This window comes from Phormidesmis priestleyi BC1401 (assembly GCF_001650195.1).
Classification (GTDB): domain Bacteria; phylum Cyanobacteriota; class Cyanobacteriia; order Leptolyngbyales; family Leptolyngbyaceae; genus Phormidesmis_A; species Phormidesmis_A priestleyi_B.
In genome coordinates, this window is the sequence record NZ_LXYR01000010.1 from 40,695 (window position 1) to 60,548 (window position 19,854).

General features: G+C 49.2%; 16 protein-coding genes and 1 other RNA gene. 5 read left to right on the top strand and 12 right to left on the bottom strand.

All coding sequences use genetic code 11. The annotated features are described in order from the left end of the window. Positions 1-67: 67 nt before the first annotated feature. Entirely contained in the window at positions 68-913 is an 846-nt protein-coding gene (locus A8707_RS07715; protein WP_068816228.1) for a universal stress protein, read from the top strand. A gap of 292 nt (positions 914-1,205) precedes the next feature. Here A8707_RS07715 and A8707_RS07720 read toward each other — a convergent pair whose 3' ends face one another. The 7 genes from A8707_RS07720 to carB all read right to left on the bottom strand — a co-directional run bounded on the left by A8707_RS07720 (position 1,206) and on the right by carB (position 11,724). Further along, a complete protein-coding gene (locus A8707_RS07720) occupies positions 1,206-3,404 on the bottom strand; it encodes a CHASE2 domain-containing protein (protein ID WP_068816229.1) in 2,199 nt (732 codons plus the stop codon). Positions 3,405-3,733: 329 nt separating this feature from the next. Next, positions 3,734-4,705: a glutathione synthase gene (gene gshB / locus A8707_RS07725; protein WP_068816230.1), complete on the bottom strand. Its 972-nt coding sequence runs from the start codon at positions 4,703-4,705 to the stop codon at positions 3,734-3,736. Positions 4,706-4,733: 28 nt separating this feature from the next. After that, positions 4,734-4,997 (bottom strand): glutaredoxin 3, encoded by a 264-nt coding sequence (gene grxC / locus A8707_RS07730; RefSeq protein WP_068816231.1) that lies wholly within the window; start codon positions 4,995-4,997, stop codon positions 4,734-4,736. Between the two features lie 26 nt (positions 4,998-5,023). Continuing rightward, on the bottom strand, positions 5,024-6,163 hold the full coding sequence (gene mutY / locus A8707_RS07735) for an A/G-specific adenine glycosylase (protein ID WP_156518423.1): 1,140 nt from the start codon (positions 6,161-6,163) through the stop codon (positions 5,024-5,026). 50 nt (positions 6,164-6,213) lie between these two features. Next, the gene (locus A8707_RS07740; RefSeq protein ID WP_068816232.1) at positions 6,214-6,552 is read right to left on the bottom strand and encodes a DUF760 domain-containing protein; all 339 of its coding nucleotides are present in this window, start codon (positions 6,550-6,552) and stop codon (positions 6,214-6,216) included. 115 nt (positions 6,553-6,667) lie between these two features. Next, positions 6,668-7,624 (bottom strand): RNA polymerase sigma factor, RpoD/SigA family, encoded by a 957-nt coding sequence (locus A8707_RS07745; protein ID WP_068816233.1) that lies wholly within the window; start codon positions 7,622-7,624, stop codon positions 6,668-6,670. A gap of 869 nt (positions 7,625-8,493) precedes the next feature. After that, positions 8,494-11,724: a carbamoyl-phosphate synthase large subunit gene (gene carB / locus A8707_RS07750; protein WP_068816234.1), complete on the bottom strand. Its 3,231-nt coding sequence runs from the start codon at positions 11,722-11,724 to the stop codon at positions 8,494-8,496. 513 nt (positions 11,725-12,237) lie between these two features. Between carB and A8707_RS07755 the strand changes: the two genes are divergently transcribed. Then, positions 12,238-13,356: an MASE1 domain-containing protein gene (locus A8707_RS07755; RefSeq protein ID WP_197484681.1), complete on the top strand. Its 1,119-nt coding sequence runs from the start codon at positions 12,238-12,240 to the stop codon at positions 13,354-13,356. A gap of 139 nt (positions 13,357-13,495) precedes the next feature. Here the strand turns inward: A8707_RS07755 and A8707_RS07760 are convergent, their stop codons facing one another. Then, a complete protein-coding gene (locus A8707_RS07760; protein ID WP_197484682.1) occupies positions 13,496-13,846 on the bottom strand; it encodes a CU044_2847 family protein in 351 nt (116 codons plus the stop codon). A 74-nt stretch (positions 13,847-13,920) separates the two neighbouring features. Here A8707_RS07760 and A8707_RS07765 point away from each other — a divergent pair, with 74 nt between their 5' ends. Both A8707_RS07765 and ssrA read left to right on the top strand, forming a co-directional pair. Beyond that, the gene (locus A8707_RS07765; RefSeq protein WP_068816237.1) at positions 13,921-16,983 is read left to right on the top strand and encodes an nSTAND1 domain-containing NTPase; all 3,063 of its coding nucleotides are present in this window, start codon (positions 13,921-13,923) and stop codon (positions 16,981-16,983) included. Between the two features lie 78 nt (positions 16,984-17,061). After that, positions 17,062-17,442: a transfer-messenger RNA gene (gene ssrA / locus A8707_RS07770) on the top strand. Between the two features lie 102 nt (positions 17,443-17,544). On the opposite strand, the gene A8707_RS07775 is transcribed toward ssrA, so the two are convergent. From A8707_RS07775 to A8707_RS07790, 4 genes are all read right to left on the bottom strand, one after another. Then, positions 17,545-17,913, bottom strand: a complete 369-nt coding sequence (locus A8707_RS07775; RefSeq protein WP_068816238.1) for a phage holin family protein — start codon at positions 17,911-17,913, stop codon at positions 17,545-17,547. 30 nt (positions 17,914-17,943) lie between these two features. Further along, complete coding sequence (locus tag A8707_RS07780; RefSeq protein WP_068816239.1) at positions 17,944-18,132, bottom strand: YqaE/Pmp3 family membrane protein; 189 nt, start codon at positions 18,130-18,132, stop codon at positions 17,944-17,946. Positions 18,133-18,195: 63 nt separating this feature from the next. Then, positions 18,196-18,756, bottom strand: coding sequence for a hypothetical protein (locus tag A8707_RS07785; protein WP_068816240.1), 561 nt, complete (start codon positions 18,754-18,756; stop codon positions 18,196-18,198). A gap of 45 nt (positions 18,757-18,801) precedes the next feature. Next, the gene (locus tag A8707_RS07790; RefSeq protein WP_068816241.1) at positions 18,802-19,065 is read right to left on the bottom strand and encodes a YkvA family protein; all 264 of its coding nucleotides are present in this window, start codon (positions 19,063-19,065) and stop codon (positions 18,802-18,804) included. A gap of 393 nt (positions 19,066-19,458) precedes the next feature. On the opposite strand from A8707_RS07790, the gene A8707_RS07795 reads away from it, so the two are divergent. Then, positions 19,459-19,845 (top strand): hypothetical protein, encoded by a 387-nt coding sequence (locus tag A8707_RS07795; RefSeq protein WP_068816242.1) that lies wholly within the window; start codon positions 19,459-19,461, stop codon positions 19,843-19,845. Positions 19,846-19,854: the final 9 nt, after the last annotated feature.

Here is a 19,854-nt window from a genome sequence, read left to right on the forward strand (position 1 = left end):
TTTGCAAAATGGGTCAAGGGCGCGATCTTAAATACGATCAGAGACAAATCACTGGTAAGGCAAACTTATGATAGAGAAAATTTTGCTGGCTGACTCAGGAACCGGACAATCTGAAGCGATGCTCAAAGCGCTGATGGAGATTCCTGTCATTCAACGGGCGTTTGTGACTGTGCTGCACGTCGTTCCGGCTCAAGTCTCTGCGAATGCAATGACAGAGAAATGGGAGGAAGGTGGCAAGGTGTTGGCAAAGGCGATTCAGTCGCTCAACTTAGATTCTGATCATGTCGCTGCGGTCTTGCGCCAAGGCGAACCGAAAGATGTGGTGTGCAAAGTTGCCGAAGAACTCAACACCGACCTGATTATTATGGGGTCTCGTGGCTTAAAGCGACTGGTTTCAATTTTAGAAAACTCAGTTAGTCAATATGTGTTTCAGCTATCGTCGAGTCCAATGTTGCTGGTTAAAGACGATATTTATGTCCGCAAGATTAACAAAGTGATGGTGGCGATCGACCGTTCTGCGGCTTCTAAGCAGTCTTTAACGCTGGCGTTGTCTCTGGTTAGAGACATCAAAGGTGGGCAGTTACTTCTAGTGCATGTCGATTCTGATGCTAAAAAAGCTGAGAAGACAGGAGCCGATGCAGAAAAAGAGCCGAGTTTGGCAGCGGCGGTTTCTGAGGCGAAGAAGGCAGGAGTCGCCTATCGCAGCATTTTAGGTTCAGGAAAAGCTGGGGAAGCGCTTTGTCGTCTTGCAGAAGACAATAAGGCAGATTTGCTGATGCTTGGCTCTCCAGAGCGTCGCCCCTCGATCGCTAAGGGATTGCCTGACCTCGATCGGCTGTTAGGAACGTCTCTTTCGGATTATGTGCGGGTTTACGCCAACTGTCCGGTGCTGCTGACCCGAACGGCGGCTTAGATTTCGTCGCGATCGTGCCTTGACCCGATGCTGTAGAGACGTTTCGGTGGAACGTCTCGCCGATTTTGTGCCATAACCGATGATGGATTGCATTCAAACATTAGACCTGTTGCAAAAGTCCCTGCCCTCACCCTAAATCCCTCTCCCAAATGTGGGAGAGGGACTTTGAAATCTGGCTCCCCTTCTCCCAAGCTTGGGAGAAGGGGTTGGGGGATGAGGGCATCTTCGGACTTTTGCAAGAAGTTTATCGTGCGTTTACCCGATGGCGTGGAGATGTTCCACCGAAACGTCTCTACCCGATTTTGCTGACTTTTGACGCGAATATCGATTGATTTTTGCCTAACCCTTTTGCCTGATACATCGCTTCGTCGGCTTGCTGAAGGAGGGTCTCAATCTCTTCACTATTGTGAGGAAAAATACTGATTCCAATGCTCGTAGTTACGAAAATCGTTTGCCCTGAAATAGCAAATGGCTGAGAGAGTGTAGCCAAAATCTTTTCAGCCACTCGCGTCACATCCTGCACGTTTAGAATCGTAGGTAAAATAATCACAAACTCGTCTCCACCGAGGCGAGCTACCAAGTCACTCGTTCTTAAACAGCCAGTCAGCCGCTTTGCCACTGCCTGCAAAAGCACATCTCCAATTCCGTGACCATGAGTGTCATTAATTGTCTTAAACCCATCCAGATCTAGAAACATCAATGCCACCATTTGAGTGCTGATGCTTGCCCACTCTAAATGTTCGGTGAGGCGATCGTAAAGAAGGCTGCGGTTGGGCAATCCGGTTAGAGCATCGTGATTTGCCAGGTGATTCAAACGGTCTTGCGAGAGGCGTAACTCTGCATTTGATTGTGATAACTCTGCTGTGGTGCGCCGTAGCGCCTCTTCGATCGTTTTGCGTTGAGTAATATCTCGAATCACGCCCACCAAAAATAGATTTCCGGCAGCATCTTTGTGCAGCGATCGCTTGGTTGCAATCTGGTGAGTCATGCCATTTAAGCTGGTAAATTCTTCTTCGTGCTCGATCTCATTTCCATGCTTGAAAATCAGTTCATCTTGCTGTCTAAAAACATCAGCTTCGTGGTTAGGAAATACATCATAATCAGATTTGCTGACTAACTCCTCGATCGGCTTTCCTAAAAACCTTGAATATGCTTCGTTCAAGACAATCCAACGATGGTTTTTATCTTTGACAAAAATGGGATCAGGAATGGTGTTAATGATGCGATGCAAAAAATCTTTCGATCGCTGAAGTTCTTCTGCTGAGTGAGCAAGATAGCTAATAATCACAATTGCTGATACCGATAGCGCCACCAGAGGAGGCACCACGGGCACGACCCAACCCAGCAAAAACGCCAGATAGCAGCCGATCGTCAATCCTGTACCCAGCACTGCGATCGCGATCATTGAGCGTCTAGGCGATCGTAACCGCCAACTCAAATGGGTTCCCACAAATGCCCAAACCCAGATCCAGATCCATTCTCCAGGCTCAACCCAAACTTTGAGTAGGGTTCGTCCGTCGAGCGTTGTGCTGATGATTTGGCTAATAAAGTTCGCTTGCAGTTCGACTCCTGCCATTGGCTCTGGGGCTTTTGTCCAAGAACTGCTGTAAGGAGTCGAAATCAAGTCTTTTAGGCTCGTTGCAGTTGAGCCAATTAAGACGATGCGATCGCGCAACCCCTCGGCTGAGACTTGCCCATCTAAAACGTCTGCCACCGAAACGGTGCGAAAGTGATGTGCCGCACCTCGGAAATTGACCAGAATCTGATATGCCCGGTCGTCTGCCTGTGTATAAACGCCATCATTAGAGCGAAACTGAGGAAATACGGCTCGATCGAGCCGCAGATAACGAGAATTTTCAGTGGCGGCTTGTTCTTCAATGCCGTTTGTTTTGAGATAAGTTAGCGCCAGTTTTAGAGAGAAACTCTGATAGATGTTGCCGTCTGATTGCTTTTTCCAATAGAGAAACGCTCGCCGAACTTTGAGATCGGGGTCAAAAATAACATTATTAAAGCCCACTTGTCCGAGTTCAGCTAACCCGGGGGGAGGGGCTACTCCGTCACTCTCGTGATCTTTGAGTTGCTCGATTCCAACCAAATGGGGAATGTCGCGAAACGTCTTGAGCAATGCTGACTGGCTCGATCCACTCGGCAAATCTCGATATAGGTCGAGTCCGATCGCGCGCGGTTTGGCTGCCTCAATCGTTTGCAGCAGTTGCGCTAACGTAGCGTCTGAGATGGGCCAGTTAAAGCGTTTTAGATCTGATTCATTCAGTCCCACAATGACGATGCGATCGTCGATCGGCTCTGGGGGGCGCAGCCGAAAAAACTCATCTAACGCTCCTAGTTCCCACGGTTGCAGCAACCCCGTCAGACGCAGCGCAATCACACAGCCTGCAACTCCAGAAGCGGTGATCCAAACTCGACCTCCTTTCCAAATAGCTTGAGTGAGCCGTGCCCAACTATGCCTTTGCCGTCTATTGGACTGCACCATTTGCTGATTTTGATAAAGTCGAAAGAACTAACGCGATGTGCAGCTAATTTGCCCTCCTCACGAAGTCTACCGTGTACACACAAGTCTGGACTTTGAACCCGAACTTTTAGCTTGAAGTCCCCCAGATTGGGGGATTTAGGGAGCGAGGATCTCAGCCATGACCGATCGAGCAACTTGCGTGTACACGGTAGCCTCACGAAGTGGGGCAAGCCCTCGTAACCCTTCTCCCCAAAGAGAGGTCGGACATTTCCGGTTCCCTCTCCTGCGGGGAGAGGGCTAGGGTGAGGGTAATTGCGTGAACTATAACACGAGGTCTCACAGCCCCAAAATTAACGGCTCTGATCAGGCTCCGTAAGCCATTTGATGACTTGATGGGCGAGGCGTGCGTCATTGAGTCGATCGACTTCACGAATTCCAGTTGGGCTGGTGACGTTCACTTCAGTTAAGTAGCCTCCGATCACATCAATGCCGACAAACACCAATCCATCTCGCTGTAAGGTGGGCGCAAGTTGAGCGCAAATCTCGTGTTCGCGCTCAGTGATTCCCACAGATGCAACTCGTCCACCGACTGCCATGTTGCCTCGAAAGTCGGTTCCAGTTGGAATGCGATTTACGGCTCCGATCGGGCTGCCGTCGAGTAGAATAATTCGCTTATCGCCCTCTTTGGCTTCGGGCAAATAAGTCTGCACCATTACAGGCAGTTTGCCCTGAAGGGTGCTGATCTCAATCAGCGAGTTGAAGTTACGATCGCTCGGTTCTAAAAAGAGGATGCCTTCCCCAGCTTTTCCGCCCAAGGGTTTGAGAACTGCCGCTCCTTTTTTCTCTAGAAACTGCCGAATCACTGTTTTGTCTTGGCTGACGATCGTTTCAGGAATTGCCTCAGTGAATTGCAGCGCATACATTTTCTCGTTAGCAGCTCGAATGCCGCTCGGAGAATTGAGCACTCGCGTCTTAGCTGGATCGATGTAATCTAAAATGTAAGTCGCGTAGAGATAAGCCGTATCGACGGGCGGATCGGTTCGCATAAACACCGCATCCATGTCTTCAAGCGGACGAAAAATCGGCGCGTCGAGAGAGAACCAGGACTCGATCGTCACCCAGCGACCGTCTACCAGTTTCACCGGGGTGAGATGCGCCTGCTCTAGCATTGCCCAGGCTTTGCCATCAATCACACTCAACCGATTTGCTTGAGTGATCCAAACTTCGTGCCCCAACTCTTGCGCGGCTTCCATGATCGCAACGCTAGTGTCGTGAGTCGGGTCAAGTCGATGAATGGGGTCGATGATGAATGCAAATTTCACAGTTTATGTCCTTCGGCGTTGTGTCGGGTTAGCTGGCTTGCAGCAAGGGATCTAATTTTCCTTGACGATCGAGCGCATGAATATCGTCACAGCCGCCAATGTATTGATCATTGATGAAAATTTGGGGCACCGATCGGTTGCCGTTTGCCCGTTGAGACATTTTTGCTCGTCCGGGTTCGTCTCCATCGAGATTATATTCAGTGTAATCAACGCCTTTGCGGTCTAGTAAAGCTTTGGCACGAACACAGAAAGGGCACGTACTCCAGATGTAAATCTCAACGTTAGCAGCCATAGTTTCTCAGCGTCAGCAATGTTTCTTCATTTTAGAGGAGGGTGAGAAGATTGCGCGTCACTCTGACGGAGAGCTTGGATAATTTGCAGGTTTGCCTTGGGAAACGGAAACTGGTCAAACTCTGCTAATGTGACCCAGCGAATCTCATCACACTCGATCGCTTGTGGCTCTCCGCTCAAATGCTGGCAGTGATGCACATTCAGCGTCACCCGAAAGTGGCTGTAGGTATGATCGACGACGACTAGACGATCGCCCACCGCAATCTCAATGCCCAACTCTTCTCGAATCTCACGGTGAATGCAGGCTGCGATCGTTTCCCCCACTTCGACTTTGCCACCCGGAAATTCCCACAAGCCTCCGAGTAAGCCGTCTGATTTGCGGCGATCGATTAAAATCTGTCCCCGATCGTTCCAGATCACAGCAACACCAATTTGCTTATGGGGTATGGGGGCACGAGTTTCTGACATCGGTATTTGAGATTGAATGTCTAAATTGTAAGCCTGACAGTGACCTCGCCACGGACAAACTGAGCAAGCGGAATTGTGAGTCGTGCAAACCGTCGCGCCCAAGTCCATAAACGCCTGATTAAAATCTCGTCCGTTGCGTGGATCGACTAACTCTTGAGAAAGCGTCCAAAGTCTCGGCAACGCTTTAACGGGCGGAACGTCCAACGCAATCAGCCGCGCTAGGACTCGCTTGACATTTCCATCCAAAATTGCCAACGGCTGATTGAAAGCTGCACTGAGAATGCCTCCAGCCGTGGTGCGTCCAATTCCGGGCAGCGCCAGCACCGCGTCTAGTTCGGTGGGAAACATCCCGCCATGCTGCTGCACAATTACTTGGGCGGCTCGATGAAAATTTCGGGCACGGGCATAATATCCCAATCCTTCCCACGCTTTGAGAACCTGTTGTAGATCCGCCGCCGCCAAGTCCTGCACAGTGGGAAATTGTGACATCCAGCGATCGAAGTAAGGCAGCACCGTCTTTACCTGCGTCTGCTGAAGCATAATCTCAGAGACCCAAATCGCATAGGGATCACGGGTTTGTCTCCAAGGCAAGTCACGCCCAGATTGGGAATACCAGGCGAGAAGAGAGGTGCGTAACTCTAAAACAGCGAAAGGCGGCAGACCATCGGGGTGATCTGCCGCTATTCGATTAGATTTCACGTTAGGGATCACAAAACGAGGGCACGTCAGTGGTTAAAATCGCGCCGAAATTACTGATTGTCGGATGCACTAGACTCGGCGACCTGAAAAGCGGTCTCAAACGTCATGCGCTGTTCGGCATTGCGGAGAAAATAGCCGCTCATCATTGCAGATGCCAGGAGCCGACCTAGATGCTCACGGCTCGTCGTGATGCTGACATCAAAATTATCAGAAGGCAGACCACCCAATAAGCCAATGATGTTGCGTTCAACGACTTGAAACACATCAGCAGAAGACGGCTTTGAAAGTTGAGCGATCGTTTCAGGGCTGAGAGACTGGACGTATTGCCACAGCACGCCAGACTCGCCATTTTTGATGAATTCTGGAACTTGATTGGATGTATCGTTCACGTTTATCAACCTCACTCATGAGGACGGAATCAACTTTTGTTAGACCCACTCTAACAACAGAAATGGGCAATGTAAGTAGGTGGAACCGAACCGATCGAGGGGGGATGCTACGAGTTTAGCTTGCCAGATACTCTCCCATGTCGCCCTTGCGCTTGCGGAGCTTGGTGAGTGCCTCGCGCTCGATTTGACGAACTCGCTCACGGCTGATGTTGAGCTGATCCCCGATTTTTGCCAAGGTCAAGGCTTTTCCATCTTCTAAACCAAACCGGAGTGCCAAAACTTCTCGCTGCTGAGGGGTGAGATCTGCCATCAGAGTCTCAAGATCGTTGCGGAGCGCAGTTTGCGCAGCAAAATCTTCTGGAGAAGGTCCGGTGTCTTCGAGAAGTTCGCCGAGTTCAGTATCTTGATTGTCGCCGACCCGCAGATCTAGAGATAGAGGAGAACGCGCCCGCTCTAGGTACTCACGCACCTGTCGAGGCGTTAATTCGAGTTCGATCGCCAGTTCCGCAGCCGTGGCAGCCCGTCCTAATTTTTGGGTCAGCGCTCGCTGAGCTTTTTTAATCTTGTTGAGTTTCTCGGTGATGTGAATGGGGAGGCGGATGGTCCGACCTTTCTCAGCGATCGCGCGGGTGATCGCTTGACGAATCCACCAGTAGGCGTAGGTTGAGAACCGATAGCCTTTAGTGGGATCAAACTTCTCAACGCCGCGCTGCATCCCGATCGTGCCTTCTTGGATCAAATCCATGAGGTCTACGTTGCGCTTGGTATATTTTTTTGCCACCGAGACGACGAGGCGCAGGTTGGCTTCTACCATCCGACGCTTGGCAGTCTCACCATCGACGATCGTCTGCTGCATTTCGGCTTCAGATAAGCCCGTTTGCTCTAACCATTCCGATAGGTTGGGTTCACGATCGAGCGTCAGAGCCATCTCTTCTTTGACGCGGTTGAGCAACGAAAGTCGCTGAACCTGTTTGCCGTAAAGAATCTCCTGCTCGTGGGAGAGAAGGGGAACACGACCAATTTCACGCAGATAAGCACGAACGGAATCAGTGGGAGTTTGGGCTGTCTTCATAACGCTGGATTGGATAGAAATGACGGGTTAGAAGTATTCGTAGAGTGACTTGGAAGCGACGATAGCCCTGATGAGAAGCTGATGTAGAGCGATCAGGAGAGGGCTAGATAACTTGGTTCAAAACCAGTTGAGAATTGGGCTACTAGCGGCAGCGTAGAAATCTGTCCTTCTAGTTGCCTGATGAAGTGCATCTCTGCCACGTTTTCTATGAAGGTGCAAGGCTCTATTAAGATTATGTCTGAACTTGTTAACAAAAGTAAAGATCCTGAGAGACATTAGTTCAGCTTGGAGGTAAAAGGCTGAAGGAGCGATCGGGCTGTCTTAGAGTCTTTAACGCATCGGTAGCCTACCTAGAAACCGATTCAGCGACTGCATCGCTTGAGACAAAACTCCCCGACTTCTAATATCCATTGAGACCAGCTACAAATTCTTAATGATTTGCTGGAGTTTCTTAAGTTGCTTCAGTAAGGTTTATTTTATAGAGATACTCCGATCGGACAGAAAATCGCATCTGTCTAGTGGTAGAAGACTGTAGTCTCAGTGTAACTTTCATCACATAAAGCGAATCGGAAAAGAAAGAGAAGAAGCTGATGTTGAGCCGATCGACTCCAGTTTTAGGAAGGGCAAGGATCGTGAATTAAACAAGAGCCGGATTTGCCCTCACCCCAACCCTCTCCCTAAGGAGAGGGGGCAAACGAGTTTCCCTTTCTCCCTAGGGAAAAGGGGTTAGGCGAGGGCTTTGCCCCACTTCGTGAGAAGGGCAGATCCGGCTTGTACAATTCCCGAAGTTATTTAATCCACGATCCCAAGAGTCAAAGCCCCCAGAATTACGAGATTAGGAAGTCTACCGCACTGCGTTTTAGCTGCTTTTATTGGAGGTATTCTTGCAGTGATTTGACAGTGAGCGGCTGAGATTGAAGAGACCGGATGGCAGCAGCCGTAGCTTTTGCCCCTGCGATCGTCGTGATGACTGGAATCTTGTAGCTCAATGCGGTGCGACGAATCAGGCGATCGTCATTCAGCGCTTCTTTGCCCAACGGGGTGTTGATAATGAGTTGAATCAGCTCATTTTTAATGGAATCAATCACATGGGGTCTGCCCTCATGGACTTTGAGTACGAGGTCAACCGCACAGCCATTCTCGACAAGAACTTTGCGGGTGCCTTCGGTGGCGATGACTTTGAAGCCTAAGCTGATCAGATCTTTGACGACTGGAACGACGGCTGCTTTTTCACGATCGCTCATTGACACAAACACGGTGCCCTTAAGCGGCAAACGCTGACTGGCGGCGAGTTCTGCCTTGGCGAAGGCTTTGCCAAAATCGGTATCAATGCCCATGACTTCTCCAGTCGATCGCATCTCAGGTCCGAGAATGGTGTCGGTGCCGGGAAATTTGTCGAAGGGCAACACGGCTTCTTTGACGGAAATGTGTTTAGGAATAATTTCCTCAGTGAAGTTCAACTCTTTTAGGGTTTTGCCAGACATGACGCGGGCGGCAATTTGAGCGAGAGGATGTCCGATCGCTTTCGACACAAAGGGCACGGTGCGCGACGCACGAGGATTCGCTTCTAAAATAAATACCTGATCGCCTTGAACGGCAAACTGAATATTCATCAAACCAATCACGTTTAGGGCTTTGGCAAGCTCGATCGTCCAGGTGCGAATCTGATTGAGAACTGGCTCCGACAAAGTGATTGATGGAATCGAACAAGCTGAGTCTCCAGAGTGGATTCCCGCCTGTTCGATATGCTCCATGATGCCGCCGATTACGACTTGCCCAGTCATATCGGCGATCGCGTCTACATCGACCTCGATCGCGTTCTCTAAAAAGTGATCGATCAGAATCGGGTGATCGGGTTCGATCTGGACGGCATAGCTCATGTAGCGTTCTAGCTCCGAGTCGGAGTAGACAATCTCCATCGCTCGACCGCCCAACACATAGCTTGGACGAACCACGACGGGATATTGGATTCTCTGGGCGACTTCTCGCGCGGCTTCATAGGTGCGGGCAAGCCCGTTGGGAGGCTGTTGGATGTTGAGTTTGCGGAGAATCTTCTCAAATCGCTCTCGGTCTTCGGCGGTGTCGATCGAGTCGGGTGAGGTGCCCCAGATCTTGGTTTGAGGGAGGGATTTCAGCGCCTCTTGTAGAGGAATCGCCAGCTTGAGCGGGGTCTGTCCGCCAAACTGAATGATTACGCCCTCCGGGTTCTCAGCTTCGATGATGTTAAGGACATCTTCTTGAGTTAATGGCTCAAAATAGAGCCGATCGCTGGTGTCATAGTCGGTCGAAACGGTTTCGGGGTTTGAGTTAACCATGATCGTCTCAAATCCATCGGCACCGAGCGCAAATGATGCGTGACAGCAGCAATAATCAAACTCAATGCCCTGCCCGATTCGGTTGGGTCCACCTCCCAGAATCATAACTTTTCGCCTATCGGACGGCAGCACCTCAGTTTCTTCTTCGTAAGCAGAATAATAGTAAGGAGTCAGTGCCTCAAATTCAGCCGCGCAGGTGTCTACGGTTTTATAGACGGGGATCACGCCAAGAGACTTGCGATAGGCGCGGACATCATTCTCGTGAGTTTTAGTGGCAAAAGCAATTTGTCGATCGCTAAACCCTTGCCGTTTGATGGTGTACATCTTGGCTTTATCAAGACTCTGCAATGTCGTGCGTTTGAGCAGCTTTTCAGTCTCTAGCAAGTCGTGCATCTTGTCTAGAAACCAGGGATCGATGTTGGTTAGCTCATAAATTTCCTCAACCGTCATGCCCATTTGCATCGCGTGGCGCACCGTGAAGATGCGATCGGGGTTTGGGGTGCGAAGTCCTGCTCGAATTTGTTCGAGACTGGGAAGCTTTTCTGGGCGATCGCAGCCCCAACCCGCCCGTCCGGTTTCTAATGAGCGAAGTGCCTTTTGAAACGATTCTTGAAAAGTGCGCCCGATCGCCATTGCCTCACCCACCGACTTCATCTGCGTGGTCAGAACCTGGGAGGAGCCGCTGAATTTCTCAAAGGCGAAGCGGGGAATCTTGGTGACGACATAATCGATCGTCGGCTCAAAGCTAGCAGGAGTCTTTTTGGTAATGTCGTTGGGAATCTCGTCTAGTGTGTAACCAACCGCGAGCTTTGCCGCCATTTTAGCGATCGGAAATCCGGTTGCCTTGGATGCCAACGCCGAACTGCGCGACACGCGAGGATTCATCTCGATCACGACTAACTCGCCCGTCACCGGATTGATCGCAAACTGAATATTCGATCCGCCCGTCTCGACCCCAATTTCGCGAATAATCTTGATTGATGCGTCTCGCAGGCGTTGATATTCTTTATCAGTCAGCGTTTGCGCCGGAGCCACCGTGATCGAGTCGCCCGTGTGGATGCCCATCGGGTCAATGTTTTCGATCGAGCAGATGATCACGACGTTATCGGCGAGATCGCGCATCACTTCTAGCTCATACTCTTTCCAGCCGAGCAGAGATTTCTCAATCAAAATCTGAGACACCGGACTGGCATCTAGACCTGACTGGGCGATTTCCTCAAACTCTTTCTGGTTATAGGCGATGCCGCCCCCGGTTCCGCCCATCGTAAAGCCGGGACGGATAATTAAGGGATAACTGCCGATTTGCTGCCCGATCGCGCGAGATTCTTCTAGAGTTTCTGCCAAACCAGACGGACACACAGCGACTCCGATCCGCCCCATTGCCTCTTTAAAGAGTTTGCGATCTTCAGCCATCTCGATCGCCGGAAGTTTTGCGCCGATCAGTTCGACATTGTATTTATCGAGAGTGCCATTCTTTGCCAGCGTAACTGCAAGATTGAGAGCCGTTTGTCCGCCCATCGTCGGCAAGAGCGCATCGGGGCGTTCTCGCTCGATAATCAGGGCGACCAATTCAGGAGTCAGCGGCTCAATGTAGGTGCGATCGGCGGTCTCTGGGTCGGTCATGATGGTCGCTGGGTTTGAGTTGACCAGAACCACTTCATATCCTTCATCTCGCAGGGCTTTGCAGGCTTGAGTACCGGAATAGTCGAATTCGCAGGCTTGCCCAATCACAATGGGACCGGAGCCGATGAGCAGAATTTTGTGGAGGTCTTGGCGACGAGGCATGGTGAAGTTAGAGCCGTTGAGTTTAAATCCAACTCATTGTAGAGGCTTTCATTTACAGAATTGTTGCGGTTTTATCCATTCCAAAGATTTGATGATTTAAAGGACAGGAGTGAATGGACAAGGCGGCAAGAAGACAAGGGTGGAGAGGAAGGTTAAGTTTTAAGTAGTACAAGGTTGGAAAAAGCAGAGTGTTCTGAGCGACGAACCTCTTCAACGATCGATGCCCTCCTCACGAAGTGGGGCGAAGCCCTCGCCAACCCCTCTCCCCAATGGAGAAGGGAGCCAGAACTCCTGTCCCCTCTCCATTAGGGAGAGGGCTAGGGTGAGGGTAAAATCTGCGCTTCCAATAGATCGATTCAGCAACGCCAAAATTCGACCGTGTGCAGCCAGACTATAAGTGATGCGATCGACGTGCCGCTTGCGAAAATTAACACTATCACTGGGCACGTTCTAATATGTAGGTGACTTCCCTCGTACCATAGTTTTTAGTGACCGAGAATAAATGACTTGGACGTGCGAAATGATCAAGATCAACTGATTCGCGCTGACCCGCCTCAGTGGTTACGGCGACTCCCAACTGCTGTACGGGTAGCATTATTAGTAGCGCTCTACCTCATAAGCTGGTATGTGCTAGATCTCGTCGCTCTGCGGTTTGAATCAGCACCCGAAATTCAGATCTGGTATCCACCATCGGCTCTAGACGTGATGCTGCTGCTAGTGTTTGGGCTGCGCTTTGCGCCAGCCTTGCTGCTCAATACCTTCATCCATGTGTGGTTTGTCACGGGTCGCTATCTGCCTCTCGACACGCTGATCATTTTTGACCTTACAACGACTCTGGGCTACACAATAGCGTGTGCTCTATTGCTCCACAAGCTGCGCATTAACCCTCGGCTGCGGCGACTCCGCGATGTCATTTGGTTTACGGTGATTGCTGCCCTGATCGCCCCGTTGGTCATTGCCCTAGTGCAAGCTGCAAATTTTGCCGCGATCGGGCTGATTCCCTGGTCAGGCTGGCTGATTTCTACCTTAAATTATTGGGCAGGAGATTCTACTGGCGTTGGAATGCTCGCACCTTTGCTGCTGGTTCTGTCGCGCAGAGTGCCGTGGGTTTGGACTCACAAAGAGACTCGATCGCAGCAGGCGTTTGAGGACACGCATGAGTTGCGCTTGCCCTCTGGGCGGGGGTTACCGCTGCTGCTATTCCACATCGTGCTGTTGGCATTGGGTACATGGGCAGCATTTGGTGCTCCACGGGGAGCCAAGTTGGACTATGCCTATCTTGTTTTTTTACCGCTCATCTGGGTCGCAGTCCAGTTTGGCTTTTCTAGAGCAGCCTTGTCAGTTTTAGGAATTAATGTTGGTGCAGCGCTTTTAGTGGGTACCAGCACTGGCGTTGCGAATACGCTGGCGCTGCAATTTGGCTTGATGGCAATGACCCACATAGGGATTTTGTTAGGGGCAATCTCCACTGAGCGCGAAAGGACAGAAGTAAAACTGCGGCAGGCGTACCGCAAGGTGCAAACCTTCAACCATAATTTGGAACGCCAAGTCCGCGATCGCCCCCGTCAGCATCAAGCCCAATGCCAATGCCCCAACCCGAATTCGCTGATTGGCTTTGTGGTTTGCCTCTGACAGCAATTGCTTTGCCTGCTCCTCCGCGTCTAGACGAGTTTGCATCACTCGCTTATCAGGATCTTGGCTAGCAGCCAGAAACCCCCCGCGCTTCACGACCAAGCCCGTTAGCCGCAAATCTACCTGCTCTGCGCTGTCATCATTGATTGGGCTTTGACTGGGCTTTTCCGGGGAACTTGCACTTCACCTGGATCTTGAACGATCCTTCAGTCGAAGTTTCAGCCAGGACAGGTATGCCTGCCTTTCCAACAACTTTTAAATTAAATTCCAGGCTCATTTCTTCGATTTCAGCTAAACCGAAGTTGGCGAATGCACCGATCGCGTACTTGACGTAGCCCCGTATCGTGTTATGAACCTTCTGTAAATCGACTGTTGGTAGGTCATCCCGATATTCAGGCTCGTCGTCTGGGACTTCAGTAATATTCTTCGACTCAATGTAAATTTCGTATTCTTCACCGTTGTCCTTGACGATCAACTTCTCGATTTCCAAAATGGATGACCTCGCCAGAAAATATTGCTACGTTGGTAAGAATACCGTGAAACCTCTAGGCTGGCTCAGGAATTATGACTCGATATGCGCTTGTCGTTGGAGTTGCTAGGTATGACAATTTCCGCAATCTGGATAAGGCGGCTACGGATGCAGCAGCGATCGCCCATATCCTTCAAGTTCACGGTCGGTATCAAGTCAAACCATCACCGAGACGGTTGGTTAAGCCAGAAAATCGATGGGAGCTTGACCTAGACAAGAAGCTGACAGCAAAGGATTTAAGTCAAGACCTCGAAGAATTCTTGCTAGATAAAGCGGAGGGTCATGAGGCGCTGATCTATTTTGCGGGACACGGGTTTGAGTTGACAAGATTGGGGCGAACAAAGAAGGGCTATCTAGCGACCTCCGATTGTAAGAAAGATGAGGTAGGCAACGCGATTTCGTTTGATGATTTGAATGCCCTGATTCAAAAATCACGCCTCAGCAGTCTCGTAATGATTCTAGATTGTTGCAATGCAGGGTCATTTCTGGAACGGACGCTACTAGATTCAGCCTTGACTGCCTTTAATGGGAAGCAAGACTATTACTTAATTACAGCCTGTCGATCGTTTGAACGGGCACGGGAAGGAGAGGAGCATGGTGTTTTTACAGCGTCTGTCCTCAAAGGATTGCAGGCGGAGAATGCAGACAGTGAGGGGGCTGTAACGGGTGATCGCCTATTTGACTTCATTCAACGCGATTTGCGGCAGAGTGGACAGGAGCCGATTCGGACAGGAACAGGGCGATCGATCGCGTTAGTGAATTACCAACCGCAAGCGAAAACTGTGACAGCAATTGTGGATGAGGGCGGTGAAATCATCTGCCCTTATCAGGGGCTACAGGCATTTACAGTAAAGCAACAGGAATTTTTCTTCGGTCGCAAGCAGGTTGTTGAGTTAATTAACCAAAAACTAAATAAAAAGCCATTTGTTCCAGTGATTGGGGCATCGGGAAGTGGCAAATCTTCAGTGGTGAGAGCAGGGTTGATGCCTTGGCTATCCGAGAGTGGTTGGCACATTTTGGAGCCAATTAAGCCAGGGTTTGAACCATTGGCAGCATTGCGTGGGACATTTGAACCGTTCTTCAAGCGATCGCGCTCAGAAATTCAAACACTGCATCACTTAATTGCTCGTGATTCAGCAGGATTATCCAGCGTAATAGAGCGGTTACCAAACGATGGTAAGTATCTGCTTGTGGTGGATCAGTTTGAGGAAGTGTTTACGGTTTGTGCAAACAAAACAGAACAGCAACGGTTCATTGAGTTGATTACCCAGATCGCAGAGACTCAAAACTCTCAATTAGCGGTTGTGACAACAATGAGAGCAGATTTTCTAGAACCCTGTCTGCATCACCCATCATTGCATCAACTGATTCAGTCTCAAGCAGTGTATATGAATCCATTAACTGGAATAAATTTGCGGGATGCCATTATGGAACCTGCAAAGCGCCAAGGCTACACAATTGAGGAAGCATTACTACTGCAAATTCTGGAGGATGTAGGAAAAGAACTAGGATTTCTACCATTGCTGGAGTTTGTTCTGACAAAGCTGTGGGAGAAACGGGATACAGACGATCATCTGCTAACGCTAGAACAGTATGAAAAACTGGGCGGACTCACTGGGGCACTCAATCTCCATGCTGAACGAATTTATCTCTACCAAGATTACAAAGCAGAGTCGCCTTCTGACAAACGAGGTGAGCAAGAGCAAGAGTGGATAAAGCGAATCTTTCTGAGACTTGTACGGACAGGAGAAGGAGAAAAAGATACTCGTCAACGCCAACTCAAAGCAAGTTTGTTGACAATCGGAGGAGATGCTCCAGCAACGCAAGAAGCTTTGAGAGAATTAATAGATGGCGAGGGTGGGTTAGTGCGAGAGCGGTTGCTATTTTCTGGACAGGAAACCTATGATTTGGAACCTTGGGTAGATTTAGCACATGAAGCCTTGATAGATGGATGGAGACGATTTGCCGAGTGGCGTAAGGAGAATCGTGAACTACGCAGGTTAACTGATCGACTTGAGGACGCGAATCGAGAATGGCTACACAACAAGCAAGATTCTCAATTCTTATTGATGGGAGGGTTTTTAGGTCAAGTACGAGAACAGTGGCAGAAGCTTGAGCCAGATTTGAACTCTAGCGTTCGGAAATTCTATGATTTCAGCAACCAATATGAACATGGCCAGATAGCCGAAAAAGAGAGGCAAGAACAGATAACGCTCACCATGTATCGCTACATGCCACAAGAACTAATAGAAGAGGTACTTAAAAGTGGTAACGCCAAGTTGGGCGGCGAGCGCAAAGAGGTTTCGGTGCTGACCTCTAGCATTCTTGACTACACCACATTAACCGAAATCTTGGCGGCAGAAGAAGTGGTGAAAGTGCTGAACGAATATTTCGAGTTGATGGTGGATGCAATCGCTGCGCACAGAGGTACACCATACAGATATACTGATGGCGGTGGGATCATGGCGGTTTTTGGTTCGCTTATACTGGGTGATGGCTCACCTCTGGATGATCACGAGTGGATGTCGGGGCAAACGGCAGTTGAGATGCTTCATCGGCTCATCGACTTCAACGCAAAACGTCGAGCAGAACATAAGAAGACCATCAAAATCGGCATTGGCATCAACTCTGGCACCGTGATTAGCGGCAACATTGGTTCCAGTAAGCGAATGGAGTTTACCGTGACCGGTAGCGAAGTGAGCTTGGGTTCTACATTAGGAGAAGCCAATGAGCAATACGGCACCGATATTCTAATTAGCGAGAGCACTTATCGCCCCTGCGCCGATCGCTTTTGGACGCGGGAACTCGACTTCATTAGAGTCAAAGGCAAAAATAACCCGGTGGCTATTTATGAACTGGTGGGGCTGCGATCGGAAAGGATTTCTGACCAAAAGCTGCAAGTGATTGAGCACTACGAAAAAGCACGAAAGCACTACTTAAATCGCAAGTTTGCTCTCGCGATCGCTGGATTTGCAACCGTTTTAGAAATTGACAGGCGCGACAAAGCGGCGGCGCTGCACATGGAGCGCTGTCAACACTGGCTCACAAATCCTCCGATTGGCGAGTGGGATGGCAGCTTGGAATTTGGTAGACGTTAGACGTGTTGAAAATCTGATTGAAAAAGTCTTAATCAACAGCTCACCTGCAAAACATCACGCTATAATGAGGAAAGTCACGGGGCTGTAACGGTTTCGACAGGTTGGCGAACGTCACAACGTGATTCAGGTCGAGAGGGAGTCCACTCTCGTAAATATCGGCTCAAAACACAGTACATGCGAACAACATTGTACCCTTCGCTCGTAAAGCAGTCACTGCCTAAAAACCCCTAGCGGTTCGAGCGTCTACGATTTGACACCGTTAAGGATCGTAGAACAACCCCAACGGTTGCTCTAGTCGATCGCCTCAAGTCGGTTTGCTAGCTAAGACAATACTTGAGAATCCCACCGTTCGGGATAATGAACGGTTCCCGCTTCGAGGATTAGAGAAGCTAAACCTGTGAATGAGCGGTGTGCTAATACCCAATTTGGACACGGGTTCGACTCCCGTCAGCTCCACTAACCATCAAAAAGGGGAGGTTCTAAATCAGAACTTCCCTTTTTAGATTGAACATCTCAAGTCGTTAAGCATCCCTACAAGTTTCTGTGAAATAGGTGTTAGCCCTATTTTGCGAGAGATTGACCAACCCCTTTTTCTGCAAAATATTGACTGAGAAACGTGTTGGTAAAGGAAAGCACAACGGGAGCTAACACGATCGCTAACACACCGTGCACTGCAAATCCGGGAACTAGGAGGGACGCTAGCCAAAAGCAAACTCCGTTTACAACCAGCGAAAACAAGCCTAATGTCACAAAGGTAACTGGCAGCGAGAGAAGAGAAAGAACGGGTTTAACAAACGCGTTGACCAATCCGATCGAGATCGCTGCTAACAATGCAGCAGGGAATGTGTTGATGTCAACTCCAGGAACGGTGAGGTCAACGATCAGTAGACTTAATGCAGTCGTCAACGTAGTCAAAAAGAATCCAAGCATATTTATTTCTCTAAGTTAAGTGAAGTCGAGTCAGAAAGTGCCTTGCTGATTGGCTTTTTCTTCAGATTTAGCGATCGCCCAAACTGCATGAATTACGCCAGGAATCCAGCCTAAAAAGGTAAGCGCGATGTTAATCAATAAAGTGGTGCTAAACCCATAGGTTAGAAAAACACCAACGGGGGGTAGAAGAATGCCAAGTAAAATGCGAATGAGTTGCATAAATTAACCTCAGTGGGAATGATAAAAGAATGGGAACTGAAATCTAGATCGTGGACGTTGAAGCTATTTGGCGGCGACAGTTTTCAGAAGATCTTTTAACTGTTGCCGAATTTGCTGTTCTTTCCGGGCAGCAGACGTTCCGGCTTCACCGACTTTGTTCTCAAACTCTGTCTGCCTTTGCTGAAGCGGATCAGACCCTTGCGCCTCAGCTTTTGCGATCGCGGTGGTGTATCGGTCTGCTAGTTTCTCGACGCGCTGTTTAGCTGCATGGTAGCGATTGCCATATCGAGTTGTCAGCGTTGCATCTAGAGTAATCCAGCGACTTTTTAACTCAACAGACAGCCGATTTTTAAAGGTGGCGAAGAGATTTTTAATCACCGTTTGAGAACTGTTTGAAGTCGTCTCTTCGGAGGAGTTTGAACTCTCTTCGTTGAGGGTGCTAGCGATCGTAGAGAAACTGTCTTTGGCGATCGTGCCCACTTCGCTAGAACCTGCTTTGAGTTCGGTCACAGCTTGCGATGCTGCTTCTCGGACGATTTCACCAATCCGAACGGCTCGCGTTCCTCCTTGGGCTTTGACTTTTTGAAAGTTGGTTGTGATGCGGTCTTTGATGGAGTCTGTCATGGTTTACCTGCTGTTTAGCGTTGCAAATTTGGATGGGTCATCGGACTAACTGACTGAAACAGTTTCTGGGTTGGCACTCTTTGTTTTGCGCGTTTTAAGCTGTGCTAAAAGCAGTTGAGAAACTTCTGTAACCAGAACGGTTGCAATCACTCCGTCGTCAATCCAGCCCAAAATCGGAAGTGCATCGGTGGCTAGATTAAAAGGACTCACGAGATAAAACAAACTACCTAATACGATCAGCCAACGATATTTAGAATTCTGCAACGTGGTGCGATACCAAGCATAGAGCGGTTGAGTGAAGAATTTCATCGGTTGCCTTTTGGTTGACAAGACTATCTTCGCAAACCCCTCGCTATATTTCTGGTGTTGATAACCCACGATTTTGTCGTAGCATTCCCACCTTATAGACTTCTGTAATCGTCTTAGCATTCGGTGGATGTCTTGGTAGCAGTTTCAAAGTCATCCTTCAAATAAGCCTATCTCGATCGATAGACAAGGTGAGAATCATTTATGTCCCTTAGGTAGATGCAGGTTTATATATCTTCTGAGTGACTTAGCTGCTTTTAGTTGAACCGTGTATCATCTCTATACACAGCTCTCAAAAACAAAATCTAATTTGTAGTTTTTGCTACAGAATATATTAGAATTATGGAGTTCAGAGAAAAACTCTGTTAATCGTTAGAATCTTGCATTTTGTGAATCATGGCTATTGCACTTCAAGTCAACCCTTCTAAAATTTCTGCTCAACACCAAGCCACGATCGCAGCTTCTCTCGCCCATCGGCTAGCCGTTGCAAAGGTGGCTCAAAACAATCAACTCATCACTCTGTTAGAGCAAGAACAACGTCAGCTAGATGGCACCTCAAATCGTGCACTTGGTTTGTCTGAGTTTGCCGCACACATTCAGCGAGCTTGGCACTCCTGGTTAGATGCGCTCGATCGTCAGTCTCAGCTTTCAGTTAAGAGAGTTGTTGGTGAGTCTGGTATGACTTTTTGGCACGCCTATGACCCTCAAACTGGGAAGTCTCTCTACGCAGAGTCCTCTTCAGAAGTCGTGAAGTGGATCGAAGACAATCGTTTAGGACAGTAAACGTGTCGA